Here is a 14,657-nt window from a genome sequence, read left to right as displayed (position 1 = left end):
AACCTTTTATTCTCTTCTGGATTATCCCCATCGGGATCCGCGATGGTGAAAAAGACTCTGGCACTCATACTCGTGCTCGTCGTCTTCGGGTGGACGTTCCTCGGCATTGAAAGGGCCGCGGAACTGGGCCTGCTGAAGAACTTCATGGCCAGTCCCGATGACCTTGAGATTAATGGTTCCCGTGTGGAGACGCCGAACGGATCGGCCTTTGTAGTCGAATGGTACCTCCAGAGGAAGCCCCTGGAGCGGCTCGTGAGCGGCCGCGACTCGATTTTTCTGTTCTATCCCTCAGGGGTCCATATATCCGGAGGCGTTTACCCTATCATAGGTGGCTTTCCAGGGGTGAACCTCACCGTTTACCCATCGGGAAGGCAGGTGAACGGGAGCGAGATTATTTACACCGTCTGGTACTACGACACCCCCGGCTGGGCCGTTCCGAAGGTTGAGATGGTGAGGGCGGTCTACCTCGTTCCCCCAAACGTGAGCGGCGGCAGGATAGAGGTTCCCATTAGGGCCACAAACTGGTCCCGCTGTTCGGTTATCCCCGTAATCCTCGCGTACTTCCACGACACCGGTGGAGAGGGGGTTAATCCGGATTACATCGACCTCCGGCCGGAGCTTCACCTCGGCCCAGACTATCCCGTCTTCGGCAACGGCACCCTGGAGGTGCTCTTTGACTTCAACACCTCCCACTGGGTCGAGATGTACCTCGGTGAGCGCGGCGGCTGGGTGGAGGTGAGGGTCTTCAACGCAACGTTGCCGTGTTCCTCCGCTGGCGGTTAATGAAGGCCCAAAAACCTCTTAACCTCCCGCCTCAACTTTCTCCGGTGGTTGAAATGGAGGCTTTTGATAGGGAGGAGCTAACTATCATCAGGAAGTTCGAGCACATAGAGCACTGCCTTAAGAGGAACGTCCAGGCCCACGTGAGCAACGGTTTTGAGGATGTCCACTTCGTCCATATGAGCCTGCCCGAGATAGACAAGGACGAGGTCGATTTGAGCGTTGAGTTCCTTGGAAGGAAGTTCGACTACCCGATTTTCATAGCAGGAATGACGGGAGGAACCAGGGGTTCCCAGCTCGCGGGAAGGATAAACAAGACCCTCGCCAAGGCAGCCCAGGAGCTGAACATACCGATGGGCGTCGGAAGCCAGAGGGCGATGATAAGGAAGCCGGAAACCTGGGAGAGCTACTACGTTCGCGACGTCGCTCCGGACGTCTTCCTCGTCGGCAACCTTGGCGCTCCCCAGTTCTCCGAGACGATCCAGGAGCGCTACGGCATCGAGGAGGCTTTGAAGGCCGTCGAGACTATTCAGGCGGACGCTCTTGCAATCCACATGAACCCGCTCCAGGAGAGCGTCCAGCCGGAGGGGGACACGCAGTACAGGGGTGTTTTGAAAGCTCTGGCGGAACTAAAGGCCGAGCTTCCGTACCCGATAATAGCGAAGGAAACCGGTGCCGGCGTTTCAATGGAGGTGGCTATAAGGCTCGAGAGCATAGGCATAGATGCCATCGACGTCGGCGGCCTCGGAGGGACGAGCTGGAGCGCCGTCGAGTACTACCGCGCAAAGGACGAGATGGGTAGGAACCTTGCCCTTCGCTTCTGGGACTGGGGGATTAAGACGGCAATAAGCGTCGCAGAGGTCCGCTACTCAACGGATCTGCCAATTATCGCCACCGGCGGAATGCGCGACGGAATAACGATGGCGAAGGCTCTGGCGATGGGTGCCACCTTTGCCGGCGTTGCACTGCCGCTCCTCAGGCCGGCCGTCAAGGGCGACGTTGAGGGGGTAATCAAAGTCCTTCAGCGCTACATCGAGGAGATTCGCAATGCAATGTTCCTCGTTGGGGCTAAAAACGTTGAGGAGCTCAGAAAGGTTCCGCTCGTGGTTACGGGCTTCACGAGGGAGTGGCTCGAGCAGAGGATTGACCTGCCGGCGTACCTCAGGAACAGGTGATGGCTTTGAGGAGGCCTCTCCTTTTCCGCTTTGTCGAGTCCATCTGTGGTTCCTTCATCGTTGTCCCCACCGCCATAGTCTCCGCTTCGGCGCTGGGCTTTCTCTTCTCTACCCGGGAACGCACACCTTTTTAAACCCCTGTCCACAACTAAGACCAACGCAGCCCCACGCCTCGGGAGAGGCCTGGGGAAGCAGGAGGAATAGACATGATAAAAATCTACACCATTAGCGGTTACGAGGAAGTCGGCAAGAACATGACCGCCGTCGGTTACTCCAATGGCGGTAGGGAAGAGGTCGTCATAATCGACATGGGCATAAGGCTCGACCGCGTTCTCATTCATGAGGACGTGAACATTCAGCAGTTCCCCACCAAGGAGCTCCAGAAGCTCGGCGCCATTCCAGATGACTCGATCTTGAGGAACAAGAAGGTCGTCGCCATAACCTTCACCCACGGTCACCTCGACCACATCGGGGCCATCGGCAAGCTCGCCCCCCACTACCCGGACGTTCCGATCTACGGCACTCCCTACACGATAAAGCTCGCCAAGAGCGAGGTCAAGAGCGAGCAGTACTTCGAGGTCAAGAACCCGATGTACGAGACCCAGTTTGGTGAGATAGTCCAGGTGAGTGAGAACCTGGCGATAGAGTTCGTCCAAATAACTCACTCCATTCCCCAGGCGGCCATGGTGGTTGTTCACACGCCCGAGGGGGCGGTGGTTCACACGGGCGACTTCAAGTTCGACAACAACAACCCGCTCGGCGAGAGGCCTGACTACAAGCGCCTTAAGGAGCTCGGCAAGGAGGGCGTCAAGGTTCTCATTCCGGAATCAACGCGCGTTTCCGAGCCCACCAAAACGCCAAGTGAAGCGGTTGCCCAGATGCTCCTCGAGGACTTCTTCCTCTACGAGGGAATGGAGGCCGACGGGTTGATAGCGACCACCTTCGCCAGCCACATCTCCAGGCTCCAGGAGCTCATATGGATAGCCAACAAGATGGGCAGGCAGGCAGTTTTTGTCGGCCGCTCGCTGGCGAAGTACACCGGCATAGCCAAGCAGCTTGGGCTGATAAGAATGAAGGGTGCCCGCGCGGTGAGGAGCCCGAACGCCATAAGGAAGGTTCTCGCCGAGGTCTCAGGGGCAAGGGAGAACTACCTTCTCATCGTTACTGGCCACCAGGGCGAGCCGGGAGCGATACTTACCAGAATGGCCAACGGCGAGCTCTACGACATCGGGAAGAGGGACACGGTTGTTTTCTCAGCCGGAACGATACCGAACCCCCTCAACAGGGCACAGCGCTACGTCCTCGAGACGAAGCTCAAGATGAAGGGAGTCAGAATGATCAAGGATCTCCACGTCTCCGGCCACGCCAGCAGGGAGGACCACCGCTACCTCATAAGAATGCTCAATCCCGAGAACATCGTTCCCGCCCACGGTGAGTTCAGAATGCTCACCCACTACGCCGAACTGGCCGAGGAGGAGGGATACCTCATAGGCAGGGACGTCTTCGTTTCGAGGAACGGCTACAAGGTGGAGATTCCGTAGAGTTATACTGAACCTCTTTTCATAATTCTACTTTTTGGTAGCTGGTGGTAGTGGCTGAAGTGCGTGGGTTTTTGTTACCCCAGAATAAGGGAATATTTATAAGTCATGCTAGTCAAAAATCTATTGCACCCTTCACCACAAGTGGAACCTATGGGGTACTGAAAATATCCTCTAACATTTGGCACCAAGAGCGGATTGAGGCAGCGGGGGACTGGTGGATATGAGGAAAACCATGGTGTCCATACTGCTAATTCTTGTTGTTTTTTCATCTGCGTGTATTGAAGACGTTGAGAACACCGACGCCTCGGGTACTTCGGCCCCTAGTGGCTCGGCAAACCCAACCTATCCACTAACTGAGGTGCCGTACGGAGTTATCGAACTCGATACCCTGGCCGAGTACGGAAACGTTACCGTGGTGCGGGCCACCTACGGCTACGTGATTTTTAGGGACGACACTAAAGTTTTCCTGAACGTTTCAGAGGCGTATTTCTTCCCGTGGGGGTTCGTGGTGGTTGAAACGGTTCCTGAGGTCAGGGGTATTCCCATTGTAAATGTCAGGATTGGCAGGACTTACGAGGAGGATTCCCGGAACATCACCGCCATGGTTGGGGTGACGAGAATAGAAGCGTACGATTATACGGGTCATCTTCTCTGGGTGCACGAACCCCAGCCTCCTTACATCTGGGAGATAACGCGAACCGATGACGGTGGAGAGGGCTACGAAAAAGGCGTGTCCTACCCGAGGATACTGATCTCGAATAGCAGTGAATACCTTTTCATAGCGGAACTCCCGAGGAGTTTTGGAAACATGGTATCCCTTCCGGTGTCTGCTGGAGACGTTTGCAATTACCTGTACGTCTACGGGGGTAACGGCTTAGTCGAGAGGTTTAATTTTTCTTCCTCCGGGAGATACCGGGTGAACAACGAGTTTCTCCTCTCCGCGGGTAACTACACAGTTTTCGGCTTTCAGATGCCCTACGAAGACGGTAGTCCGAACTATGGCGAGGTGTTGCTCTTCAATGGTTCCGAGGTCATCTTCAGGAGGAGGTTTGACCGGGACCCCGAGTGCCTGTGCGACGTGATTCACGGGTGGGCGAGGATATACCCCGGTGGCTGTGTGTACTTTGGGCTTCTTGAAGGAACCGGATTTTACTGCAGGGGTACTTTCAGATACATCAAAAAAGAAAACGGTTGAGCTTCGCAATTGGGCCCGTTGAAAACTTTTCTTCCTTTTTATTTGGTGTGATTATAGCAAAGCTCATAAAGGTTGAACCTTTTCCTCATTTGGTTACTTTCATCTCTCACGGGGTGATAGAATGGGCAGGTACGATGAGCTGTTCGCAAGGGTTAAGGAGCTGGCCAGAGACGTTGATGAGGTCATCTTTGAGCTTATCCCCGAGAAGGAGCCGAGGGCCCTCTATGAGGCGTCCAGACACTATCCGCTCGCCGGCGGAAAGCGCGTTAGGCCCTTCGTGGTTCTCCGTGCGGCGGAAGCTGTGGGCGGAGACCCAGAGAAGGCGCTCTATCCCGCGGCGGCGGTCGAGTTCATACACAACTACTCCCTAGTCCACGATGACATAATGGACATGGACGAGCTGAGGCGCGGAAGGCCCACCGTTCACAAGCTCTGGGGCGTGAACATGGCGATTCTGGCTGGAGACCTCCTCTTCAGCAAGGCCTTCGAGGCCATCGCTAGGGCCGGGGTGAGCCCCGAGAAGAAGGCAAGGATTCTTGACGTTCTCGTCAGGACCTCCAACATGCTCTGCGAGGGACAGGCCCTCGACATCGAGTTCGAGACCAGGGAGGAGGTTACGGTCGATGAGTACCTCAAGATGATAAGCGGCAAGACAGGGGCTCTCTTTGAGGGCTCCGCGGAGATAGGCGCGATAGTCGGGACCGATAACGAGGAGTACATAAAGGCCCTAGCCAGGTGGGGAATGAACGTCGGGGTAGCCTTCCAGATATGGGACGACGTTCTCGACTTGGTAGCAGATGAGGAGAAGCTCGGAAAGCCCGTCGGCAGCGACATTAGGAAGGGCAAGAAGACGCTGATAGTCAGCCACTTCTTCAGCAAAGCCAGCGAGGAGGACAAGGCCGAGTTCCTGAAGGTCTTCGGAAAGTACGCCGGCGACGCCAAGGGCGACGCCCTCATACACGATGAGAAAGTAAAGGAGGAAGTCGCTAAGGCCATTGAACTCCTCAGGAAGTACGGCAGCATAGACTACGCTGCGGAATACGCCAAGAACCTCGTGAAGGAAGCGAATGAGGCTTTAAAGATACTCCCCGAGAGCGAAGCCAGGAAGGATTTGGAGCTGCTCGCCGAGTTCCTCGTCGAGAGGGAGTTCTGATGGGGGAGCTGAGGCTCTCGGATTATTCCTCCGACGTCGTTATTCTCTCTTTTCTGCTACTCGTCGTTTCGGCCCTGGCGGTGCCGTGGCTGGAGGTCTCGATAGGTTCCCTCGGTGATTTCCTTTACCTCCTTGTTCTACCTTGGGTGGTTCTCGTTCCGCTCCACGAAGGGCTGCATGCCTTGTTGCCAAAGTTTTTGGTGCCAAGGTTCGGTTCGGAATTACCACCTTTGGAAAGCTCATCGTTGCTCCTTTCATAACCATTGAAACTCCCCTTCGCGCGAGGGAATACGCCGTTGTCTCGCTTGCCCCGCTCCTCCTATCGGCCACCTTCCTGTCCCTGGCCTGGCTCCTCCGTTCCAACTTCTGGGCTCTCGCCTATGTCTTCAACACGGCTGGCATAGCGGGTGATTTCCTCATGGTCCTTTCGCTCCTCAGAATGTACCCCGATGCGAAAGTCTTCGACGATGGGACGACCCTCCGCTCCGATGCAGATGTCCCCTCTCGTATCCAAGGTGGCTTTCAACTGCCCTGAAGGTCGCGATTCTTTTGCTTTTTCTCATGGTAATAATCATGGGCCGCGTTGAAGTCGTCGTTGAGAATGGTTAGGCAAGTTTTATAACATCACTCCCCCTAATTATCCTCCGGTGAACAGCATGGGACAGTCCAAATGGGGAGTCCTCATGATCATGAGTGCGGCGCTCTTCATCATGTTCATCGATACGACGATGATGAACGTCTCAATAAGCGCCCTCGTCGCCGACCTCAACACGACCGTGACGGGTGTCCAGAGCGCGATAACCCTCTACGCCCTTGTAATGGCGGCGTTCATGATAACAGGCGCGAAGCTGGCCGACATCTGGGGCACGAAGAAGGTCTTCTTCCGCGGACTGGTCATCTACACGGTCGGAACACTCATGGCGGCCCTCGCTCCAAACCTCGCCGTTCTTCTCCTGGGGTGGTCAATCCTGGAGGGCATCGGCGCCTCAATGATGATGCCGGCGACGGTCACCTATATAACCAAGGAGTACACCGGCAAGGACAGGGCCTTCGCCTTCGGCGTCTGGGGCGGCGTCGGCGGGGCCGCCGCGGCATTCGGTCCGATTATTGGTGGTTTCTTCACGACCTACATCACCTGGCGTCTCGGCTTCTTCATGGAGGCCTTCATCGCCGCGGCGATATTCGCCTACATGAAGATACTCTCCGACTACAGGCCGGAGAAGGAGATGAATCTCGACGTGGTCGGAGCGGCCCTCGTCGGAATCGGCCTCTTCCTGCTCACACTTTCGGTCCTCATAATGGACCCGCTCTCCAACCCGCCGGTTCTGCTCCTCATGGTCGCCGGCCTGGTGGTGCTGGCGGCATTCTGGAAGTACGAGAAGCGCAGGAAGGAGCGGGGGCTGGACGTTCTCATAGACGTGGACATCTTCAAGTCCAAGGTCTTCACGGTGGCGAACCTCGTCAGCATTTTCTTCCAGATGACCCTGGCGGGCATAATGTTCACCGTGCCCGTCTTTGTCCAGCAGTACCTCCACTACAACGCCATTGAGACGGGTTTCGTCATAGTTCCGCTCTCGATAATGATGTTCATCTTCTCGATGAGCGGCCAGAGGTTCGCGAGGTACCTCACCCCCAAGCAGATAATCCAGCTCGGCATAGCCCTCACCTTCGTCGGCCTCTACCTCCTCCTCCGCGTTCTCAAGCCAGGGGTTGAAGGGAGCGACTTCGCCCTCGGCCTGGCCCTCTACGGAACGGGCTTCGGGCTGATATTCTCCCAGATAACCAACTTGGCAATGATGGGGGCGAAGCCGGAGCAGCAGGCGGACGCCTCCGGCGTCTTCAACGCCCAGAAGCAGTTCGGCCTGTCCCTCGGAACGGCCTTCATCGGTGCCGTCCTCGTCCTCGGTATAATCCACAGCATCGCGAGGCAGATCTACGAGTCCGGCATCATCGAGGGGAGCAAGGAGCAGATAAAGGACGCCGTCATACAGTGGATACTCAAGATGCAGCAGGGTGAGTTAAACATTCCGCCCGAGTACCACGACATCGTGGTGAAGATGGTGAACACATCTTTCATAGACACGATGAAGGTGGCGGTAATCTTCATGATGGGGATCCTCGTCATCAGCGCCCTGCTCTCCTTCCTCCTGCCGAAGGGGGAGAAGGCGGAGGTGACGGCAACGCCCGAGAATACTGAAGGTGAAGAAGGAAGATGACTACTTCGCAAACAGCCAGCCGACTGGCGGGTGCTCCGCCCATTTCTTCCATTCCTTGTAGGCTTTTTCCCACCTCTCCAAAAGCTCGACGCGCTTCTTCTTGTTTCAATCTTTGCCACGTACTCCCTTGGGATATAAGCTAGGTAGTGCGGCAAAGCCGGCTCGAAGGTTCCGCTCTCGATTACCATTCCGCCAGCTCCCTCAACGAGCTCCCGGAGTTTCTCAAGCGTTGGATAGTGCAGGTCGTCCTTCTCGCCAAAGAGCGCCTCAAAGATACCCTCACGGGGGTTGTAGAGCTCAAGGTGTGCCTGACGCTCGTTGTTGGCTATGAGGGGGACTCTCCGCTATGGAGACCTTCTCCGCGACCCGGAGCATCTCTGAGAAGACCCTAACCATCGTTTTCTCATTTTTCAGGCTTCTAACTCCATGAACGAGAACGGCTAAATCGAAGGCCTTAAATGGAAACGGCAGCTCCCTCGCGTCGGCCTTGAGCGGGATTATCCTGCGCTTTAAGCCAGCCGCAGAGGTTATCTCCTCGAAGAAGCGCCATCTGCTCAGGTCCACGGCAACAACGCGGCCGGTTTCGCCGACGAGGTAGGCGAGCGGGACAGTCGTTAATGCGTGCGCACCACAGCCGATTTCAAGGACGTTCATGCCGGGCTTTATCGGGGCGAACCTGAGAACCCTGAAGCGCTCGATCATTTCTAGATGAAGCCAATTTGGGTGAAGTGGAGGCTCGCTTCGGAGTGGAATTCTGGAGAGAACATCTTTCTTAAACGTTTCCTCGTCAGTGAGCATAGAAAACACCGAAAATGGCTAAAAGCCTTCCCTTTAAGGAGTTTTCTGAGAAAAGGTTTTACAGGGTGGGGTTGAATTAATGGCGGGTTGGGAATTTCCGTGGTTCTTAAAGGGAGTAAAGGATAAGACACTCTACGCGACTTTGTTGTCAATTGCACTGCCATGCAACTCTTTTACTCGGGCTTCTTTTGACCAATTCTAAAAGCAATATCTCACTCTGAATAAATCTATACTCTGAAAAAAAGGAAGAATTTTTACTAAAAGTAAAAGGAAAAATTTATAAGGATAAGTTGCTTTAGAGGATACTGCAAACAACTTGGCGGAGGTAAACTCGGTGAAGTGGAAGCCCCTGATTGCAGTCCTTCTCGGACTGCTGATGGTTGGAATGGTTCTTGTAAGTGCGTCAGACACTGTGAAGCCTACCAAAACTTCCTCAATACCCTCTGATGGAATCTCGATATCTCCTCTTCCCGGCCATGAGAAAGGTATCATCATGAAAACGTTCACGGGCAAGCTAAGCCTACATCTGGCCGAGCAGTTCCTTCAGAAGTATTGGGATAGGCTGACACTCAGAATAAAGTTCGAGGAATTCGGTGACGCCACCTTCGTTGGAATCGCTCTGAGGCCCCTTCCTTCGGGCGCGTATGTACCGCTGTATTACTTTGGGTATGATAGTGATGACTTAGATGTCAAGACCCTTACGAAGGACTTCTATTCAGAGGTCAGTAAGTTTGAAAACACGCCCCTTGAAGTGAAAGGCGCCCTTTCAGACGAGCCTCCCCGGGCTTGGAAATACTTGGGGGCGATACTCTCGTTGAGGACCTCCCGGGAGATAGAGGTCGCCACTGCCCCCTGGATCGTCCGAAAGGCAACGGTTTACAACGGCGTTGGAGCCGAGTTTTGGGGCACCTACGGGGAGTGGGGTCAGTACGTCTACTACGTAGCCATAACCCATTCGGCGGAGGTTCCGTCTGATAGGGATCTTCCCTCGGACTTCAAGATTGCAGTCAAGGAGGTTAAAGACAGGGTTACGGTGTTGAATTCCGACGATGCGTTTATCGGGTACGGTAGCTTCAGACCCGATGATAGTGGTTCAACATCTCAATCCGCGGTGAACTGGGGGCTGAATCTTGATTTCGGTATTGATGCAACCGGGAGGCCACTTCCCACGGCTCAGGTGGGGTTTAGTGAAAGCCACACGACGGGACTGGGTTTCAAATGGTACACCCGCATCATCGACCCGAATTATGACGTTCAGTTCGAGTTCTACGACCTCAAGAAGAAGGGGCTGTTAACGAGCTCCCCTGCGTGGGGTCAGATTTTTGTTTCCCGTCCGGTCGTTTTGGTGCACGTCAAGCAGGGAACACCGTTTTACGAGGGCAAAATACGGGTGAGGGCGGACGCTACGTTTGTTTATGAGGCGCCCGTCGATTCGCCGTTTAGCGGAACTTACGTGGTGAAAAAAGACGTGGACGCTCCGCCCGTGGAGTTCACCGTGGAGATGTTCCCCTGGGAAGGAATGATTCAACTTCGAGATTAGAACACAGGAGGCGTCCTTTTCTTTACTTTTTGATGACCGTCACTTATTCGATTGAAAATAGAGGGGAAAGAAATAACGGCCTTTACTCAACAAACACCGCCGGCTTCAGCGGCATCGCGGCCCTCTTCTTTCCTCCCTTGTCCTCCTCAGGGTTGATGATTATCTCGATGCCGAGCTCCTTCTCCATAAAGCCCTTGGCTTCCCTCAGGGCCTTTTCCTCGTCTATGCGTCTCACTTCAAAGGCCCTCTCCTTTATGAGCCTCTGTATCAGCTTGCTTATCTCCTTGCCGTGCTTCCTCATCTCCGGGTCCTTCATCAGCTCGGCCATGGCTGACTTGAAGTCCCTCTTCTCGGCGACGACTTCCACAACGCGCCACTTCCACTCTGGAGCCGTGTAGATGTAGGCCTTCTCTGCCTTTTCTATCTTCGCGACCTCGATTATCTCCCTGATGTCGTCGATGAGGGCCTTTATGAACTCCTCCTCAGCCTCGACCGTCTCGTCCCACCACTCGGGGATCGGCTCGGGCCAGGGAGCGAGACTCACGAAGCCCTCCCCGCCGAGCTTCTCCCAGAGCTCCTCGCTGATGTGCGGGGTGAACGGGGCCATGAGCCTTACCCAGATTTCCGCGAGCTTTCTGAGCACGTAGCGCTTTGCCTCGTCGTCCCTTCCCTCGGTTCTCCTCATGTACCAGCGCAGGTCGTTGAGGACTGAGTAAAAGGCCCACTGGACGGCGGTCCTCGTCCTGAACTCCTCAAGGGCTTTGGTCGTCCCCTCGATTGCCTTGTTGAGCCTGTGGAGCATCCAGCGGTCGATGCTCTTAAGCTCGGTCTCCTCGGCCTCGTAGCTTGCGAACTCGCTCACCAGCTCGTAGAAGCGCTCGACCTGCCTGCGGAGCTTTCCGACCTCCTTCCTGCGCCAGTCGAAGTCGCTGTCGTGCTCGGCAAGGCCCATTATGTAGAGCCTCACCACATCGGCACCGTTTTCCTCGATTGCATCGATGAAGTTCAGAACGTTGCCCTTGCTCTTGCTCATCTTGGTGCCTTCCAGTGTTCCGAAGCCGTTCACCGCTATGCCCCTCGGCCAGTGCTCGCGCTTGAATATCGCCACGTGGTTGAAGATGAAGAACGTCAGGTGGTTCGGTATCAGGTCCTTCGCCGAGCAGCGCCAGTCGAGCGGGTACCAGTACTCGAACTCCTCCTTCATTTCATGGATAATCTCCGCTGGAATCCCGGTCTTCTCGGCCAGCTCCTTCTCGCGCTCCTCGCTGAACTCCTCCAGGAACAGGTAGTCGAAGAACTCCCTGTCGAGCTTCTCCGGATCGAGCCTGCCCTCTTCTCTCAGCCTGTTGATGTGCCTGCTTATCGTGTAGTAGGCCATGTATATCGTTGAGTCACTCAGGCTCTCGATTACCCACTCCGGATCCCACGGGAGCGGCGTTCCCAGGCCGACCTTCCTCGCGCAGGCCTTCTTGTCGAGCCACTCTATTACCGCCTCGAACTGTGCGCGCCTGCTCTCTGGGTAAATCGTCATGTTTGCCAAAGCTTCCCTCGCCTTCTCCTTCCACTCGGGGTTGCCGTAGTCGATGAACCACTGGTCGTGGATTATCTTGATGACGGCCTGATTGCCGAAGCGCGAAATGACGGGCTTCTCGGCGAACTCGTACATTATCTCGGCGATGCCCTTCTCCTGGAGTTCCTTCGCTATCAGGTCCTTAACCTCCTGAACGGGCTTTCCAGCGTAGGGCTCTATCTTGAAGACTCCCTTGTGGTACTCTGCCTTGTAGATGTTCTTGGTTGCCTCTTCGAGCTTCTCAACGTCCTTCTGACTCTTCACCCCGAGCCTTTCCGCTTCCTCAACGGCGGGAAAGTCGCCATAACCCTCAAGGCTTATCAACGAGATGTAGCTTATCTCCTCCAGAACGCGCGGGTCTATGTCGTACTTGAGCAGGAGCTCGGTTTCCTTCTTTAAGTCTTCTAAAGCCACGTGGTCGAAGGGGGCATGAGCAGGAACGCTCATAACAACTCCGGTCGCGTTATCCGGGTCAACGAACTCGGCAGGCAGGATTATGACTTCATCGCCCGTTACCGGGTTCTTCACGTACTTGCCGATAAGCTTCTCTCCCCTGAACTCCTCGACGACCTCAATTTCCCTGTCCTGGAATGAGAGCTTGTAAGCGGCTTTTTTGCTGATTATCCAGGTCTCTTCCCTTCCGTTGCGCCTGACTTTCGCCTTGACGTAAATCGCCTCTGGGTTCAGCCACATGTTGGTTACCCCGTAGACCGTCTCGGGCCTCAGCGTCGCCGCCGGCAGGTAGATCTCCTCGCCGTTTTCGTTGAGGATAAACTTGATGATGACGTACTCGAGAATCTGGACGTCCTCGCCCTCCATTATGTCGTGGTCGCCGAGGGGAGTGCCAACAACCGGGTCCCAGCGGACCCTGTGGGCGCCCTTGACGACCAGCCCCATGTCCCTGAGCGTCCAGAACTGCCACTCTATGAACTTGCTGAAGGGCGGGAAGAGGCTTGTGGTATGGAACTCGCGCGTCCAGTCAACGGAGAAACCGGCGCGTATGAAGGTCTCCTTCGCGGCCTTCATGAAGTACTTGACTATCTCCCTCGGGTCCTCGAACTTCCAGAGGATTTCCTCGGGAACCTTGTAGACGTCGCGGTAGATGTGTATCGTCTTGGGGTCGCGGTTCTTGATGCGCTCGGCGATTCCGACTATGGGCGCTCCCGTTATGTGCCAGGCCATGGGGAAGAGAACGTTGTAGCCCCGCATTCTCTTAAAGCGCGCTATGACGTCCGGAATCGTGTAGGTTCTCGCGTGGCCGACGTGGAGGTGGCCGGAGAGGTAGGGGAAGGCGACCGTTATGTAGAACTTCTTTTCCTTTGGTCTGGCCTCCCTGTCGGGCTCGAAAACCCTCTCCTCCAGCCAGCGTTTTTGCCATTTCTCCTCGATGGCCTTAAAGTCTAGTCCAGCCATGGCTATACCTCCTTGATTTTTCAAAAGAGCGGGAGTCAAGAATAGGGGGGTTATCGGTGAAATCAGGCACTGTAGTTCCAGCGGTGGAGAAGACACTCCCCCCTCATCGGCATCGGAGCGAGTAACGGCTTTGGGTATTTAAGGTTTTTGGAGATGGAACAACCTCTTCCGCTCCGAGGGCGAGTGTGAAAGAAGAATATCAAAGGAAAACTAGCTCCCTATCTGCCCTGGTGAGTCTCTTTCCCTTTCCATCGAGCACTACCACGTCGTCCTCTATGCGAACCCCTCCGAGGCTCGGGATATAAATTCCAGGCTCTATCGTGAAGGTCATGCCGTTTTCAAGGATAGTTTCCCCATCTGGGCCGATGTACGGCTCTTCATGGACGTCCAAGCCGAGCCCGTGCCCGGTTCTGTGGGTGAAGTACTCACCGTAGCCCGCTCTGGCTATGGCTTCCCTCGCGGCCCTATCGACCTCCTTTGCCTTTGTTCCCTCCCTGACCGCCCGGTAGGCGTTTTCCTGCGCCTCCTTGACGACCTCGTAGATCTCAACGAGCTTCTCGCTGGGCCTTCCAATGGCTATTGTCCTCGTTATGTCGGAGCAGTAGCCCCTCCACCTGGCCCCGTAATCGAGTATCACCATGTCCCCCTTTCTCAGCCTTCTCTCACCGGGCTCGTGGTGGGGGTTTGCCGCGTTCTCTCCGCTCGCAACTATCGGCTCGAAGGAAATCCCGTCGCTAAGTTCCCTAACGGCAAGTTCTATCTTCAACGCCAGCTCACGCTCGCGCATGCCGAGCAGGTCCCAGCTCAGTATCTCGTCGAAGATTCTATCTGCCGCCTTGGCCGCGTGCTTCATCATCTCTATCTCGTGCCTATCCTTCCTTGTTCTCAGCTCCCTGACGACCGAACTCAGAGGGTGGAGCTCGAAGCGGCCCAGCTTTATGATGTTTATCAGCCAGTCGGCGCGCATCGTGTCCTCGATCAGCAACCTTCCCGATGACAGCTCCAGCTCCGCCAGAATCCAAGCGAGCTTGTGGTAGGGATTTTCACCGTCGCGCCAGAACGTGACCGGGAAGTTCCTCACGACGTTCTCGTAGAGGCCCGGGGCGAGGAGGTGGTAGTTCCCGTCGGCGCTCACGACGAGGACGGTCAATCTCTCCCCGGCCTCGTGAATCTTCAGCCCGGTGAGGTAGTAGAGGTTCGTTCCGGGGCTGATTACAGCTCCATCAAAGTTCTTCTCCTTCATGAGGGAGGCGAGTTTCTGAAGGCGCATTTCCAT

At 55.5% G+C, this 14,657-nt stretch carries 11 protein-coding genes; 8 read left to right on the top strand and 3 right to left on the bottom strand.

The genetic code is table 11. From position 1 onward, the window contains the following. Positions 1 to 42: 42 nt before the first annotated feature. From CL1_RS02925 to CL1_RS02895, 7 genes are all read left to right on the top strand, one after another. Positions 43 to 783 (top strand): hypothetical protein, encoded by a 741-nt coding sequence (locus CL1_RS02925; RefSeq protein WP_014788413.1) that lies wholly within the window; start codon positions 43 to 45, stop codon positions 781 to 783. 53 nt (positions 784 to 836) lie between these two features. After that, a complete protein-coding gene (gene fni, locus CL1_RS02920; RefSeq protein WP_048151848.1) occupies positions 837 to 1,955 on the top strand; it encodes a type 2 isopentenyl-diphosphate Delta-isomerase in 1,119 nt (372 codons plus the stop codon). 206 nt (positions 1,956 to 2,161) lie between these two features. After that, positions 2,162 to 3,496 (top strand): RNase J family beta-CASP ribonuclease, encoded by a 1,335-nt coding sequence (locus tag CL1_RS02915; protein ID WP_014788411.1) that lies wholly within the window; start codon positions 2,162 to 2,164, stop codon positions 3,494 to 3,496. A 220-nt stretch (positions 3,497 to 3,716) separates the two neighbouring features. Continuing rightward, entirely contained in the window at positions 3,717 to 4,691 is a 975-nt protein-coding gene (locus tag CL1_RS02910; RefSeq protein WP_014788410.1) for a hypothetical protein, read from the top strand. A gap of 121 nt (positions 4,692 to 4,812) precedes the next feature. Then, positions 4,813 to 5,844, top strand: a complete 1,032-nt coding sequence (locus tag CL1_RS02905) for a polyprenyl synthetase family protein (protein ID WP_014788409.1) — start codon at positions 4,813 to 4,815, stop codon at positions 5,842 to 5,844. Positions 5,845 to 5,986: 142 nt separating this feature from the next. Then, positions 5,987 to 6,379, top strand: a complete 393-nt coding sequence (locus CL1_RS10500) for a DUF3267 domain-containing protein (RefSeq protein WP_052304111.1) — start codon at positions 5,987 to 5,989, stop codon at positions 6,377 to 6,379. Positions 6,380 to 6,500: 121 nt separating this feature from the next. Next, entirely contained in the window at positions 6,501 to 8,060 is a 1,560-nt protein-coding gene (locus CL1_RS02895) for an MFS transporter (protein ID WP_048151847.1), read from the top strand. Between the two features lie 297 nt (positions 8,061 to 8,357). Here the strand turns inward: CL1_RS02895 and CL1_RS10810 are convergent, their stop codons facing one another. After that, positions 8,358 to 8,858, bottom strand: coding sequence for a class I SAM-dependent methyltransferase (locus tag CL1_RS10810; protein ID WP_237266291.1), 501 nt, complete (start codon positions 8,856 to 8,858; stop codon positions 8,358 to 8,360). Between the two features lie 334 nt (positions 8,859 to 9,192). On the opposite strand from CL1_RS10810, the gene CL1_RS02885 reads away from it, so the two are divergent. Further along, on the top strand, positions 9,193 to 10,398 hold the full coding sequence (locus CL1_RS02885) for a hypothetical protein (RefSeq protein WP_014788406.1): 1,206 nt from the start codon (positions 9,193 to 9,195) through the stop codon (positions 10,396 to 10,398). A gap of 82 nt (positions 10,399 to 10,480) precedes the next feature. On the opposite strand, the gene leuS is transcribed toward CL1_RS02885, so the two are convergent. Together leuS and CL1_RS02875 are read right to left on the bottom strand one after the other, a co-directional pair. Further along, positions 10,481 to 13,381 carry a leucine--tRNA ligase gene (leuS, locus tag CL1_RS02880; protein WP_014788405.1) on the bottom strand — a complete coding sequence of 967 codons (2,901 nt, stop codon included), beginning with the start codon at positions 13,379 to 13,381 and terminating at the stop codon, positions 10,481 to 10,483. A 199-nt stretch (positions 13,382 to 13,580) separates the two neighbouring features. Beyond that, positions 13,581 to 14,651 (bottom strand): M24 family metallopeptidase, encoded by a 1,071-nt coding sequence (locus tag CL1_RS02875; protein WP_014788404.1) that lies wholly within the window; start codon positions 14,649 to 14,651, stop codon positions 13,581 to 13,583. Positions 14,652 to 14,657: the final 6 nt, after the last annotated feature.

The organism is Thermococcus cleftensis (assembly GCF_000265525.1).
GTDB classification, from domain to species: domain Archaea; phylum Methanobacteriota_B; class Thermococci; order Thermococcales; family Thermococcaceae; genus Thermococcus; species Thermococcus cleftensis.
Note: the sequence above shows the minus strand (reverse complement) of the source record. Positions and strands in the feature narration are given on the sequence as shown.

Excerpts from the sequence above, each read along its gene's own strand:
- fni (WP_048151848.1), top strand. The coding sequence starts at position 837 with ATGGAGGCTTTTGATAGGGAGGAGCTAACTATCATCAGGAAGTTCGAG.
- CL1_RS02895 (WP_048151847.1), top strand. The coding sequence starts at position 6,501 with ATGGGACAGTCCAAATGGGGAGTCCTCATGATCATGAGTGCGGCGCTC.
- CL1_RS02905 (WP_014788409.1), top strand. The coding sequence starts at position 4,813 with ATGGGCAGGTACGATGAGCTGTTCGCAAGGGTTAAGGAGCTGGCCAGA.
- CL1_RS10810 (WP_237266291.1), bottom strand. The coding sequence starts at position 8,858 with ATGCTCACTGACGAGGAAACGTTTAAGAAAGATGTTCTCTCCAGAATT.
- CL1_RS02910 (WP_014788410.1), top strand. The coding sequence starts at position 3,717 with ATGAGGAAAACCATGGTGTCCATACTGCTAATTCTTGTTGTTTTTTCA.
- leuS (WP_014788405.1), bottom strand. The coding sequence starts at position 13,381 with ATGGCTGGACTAGACTTTAAGGCCATCGAGGAGAAATGGCAAAAACGC.
- CL1_RS02915 (WP_014788411.1), top strand. The coding sequence starts at position 2,162 with ATGATAAAAATCTACACCATTAGCGGTTACGAGGAAGTCGGCAAGAAC.
- CL1_RS02875 (WP_014788404.1), bottom strand. The coding sequence starts at position 14,651 with ATGCGCCTTCAGAAACTCGCCTCCCTCATGAAGGAGAAGAACTTTGAT.
- CL1_RS02925 (WP_014788413.1), top strand. The coding sequence starts at position 43 with ATGGTGAAAAAGACTCTGGCACTCATACTCGTGCTCGTCGTCTTCGGG.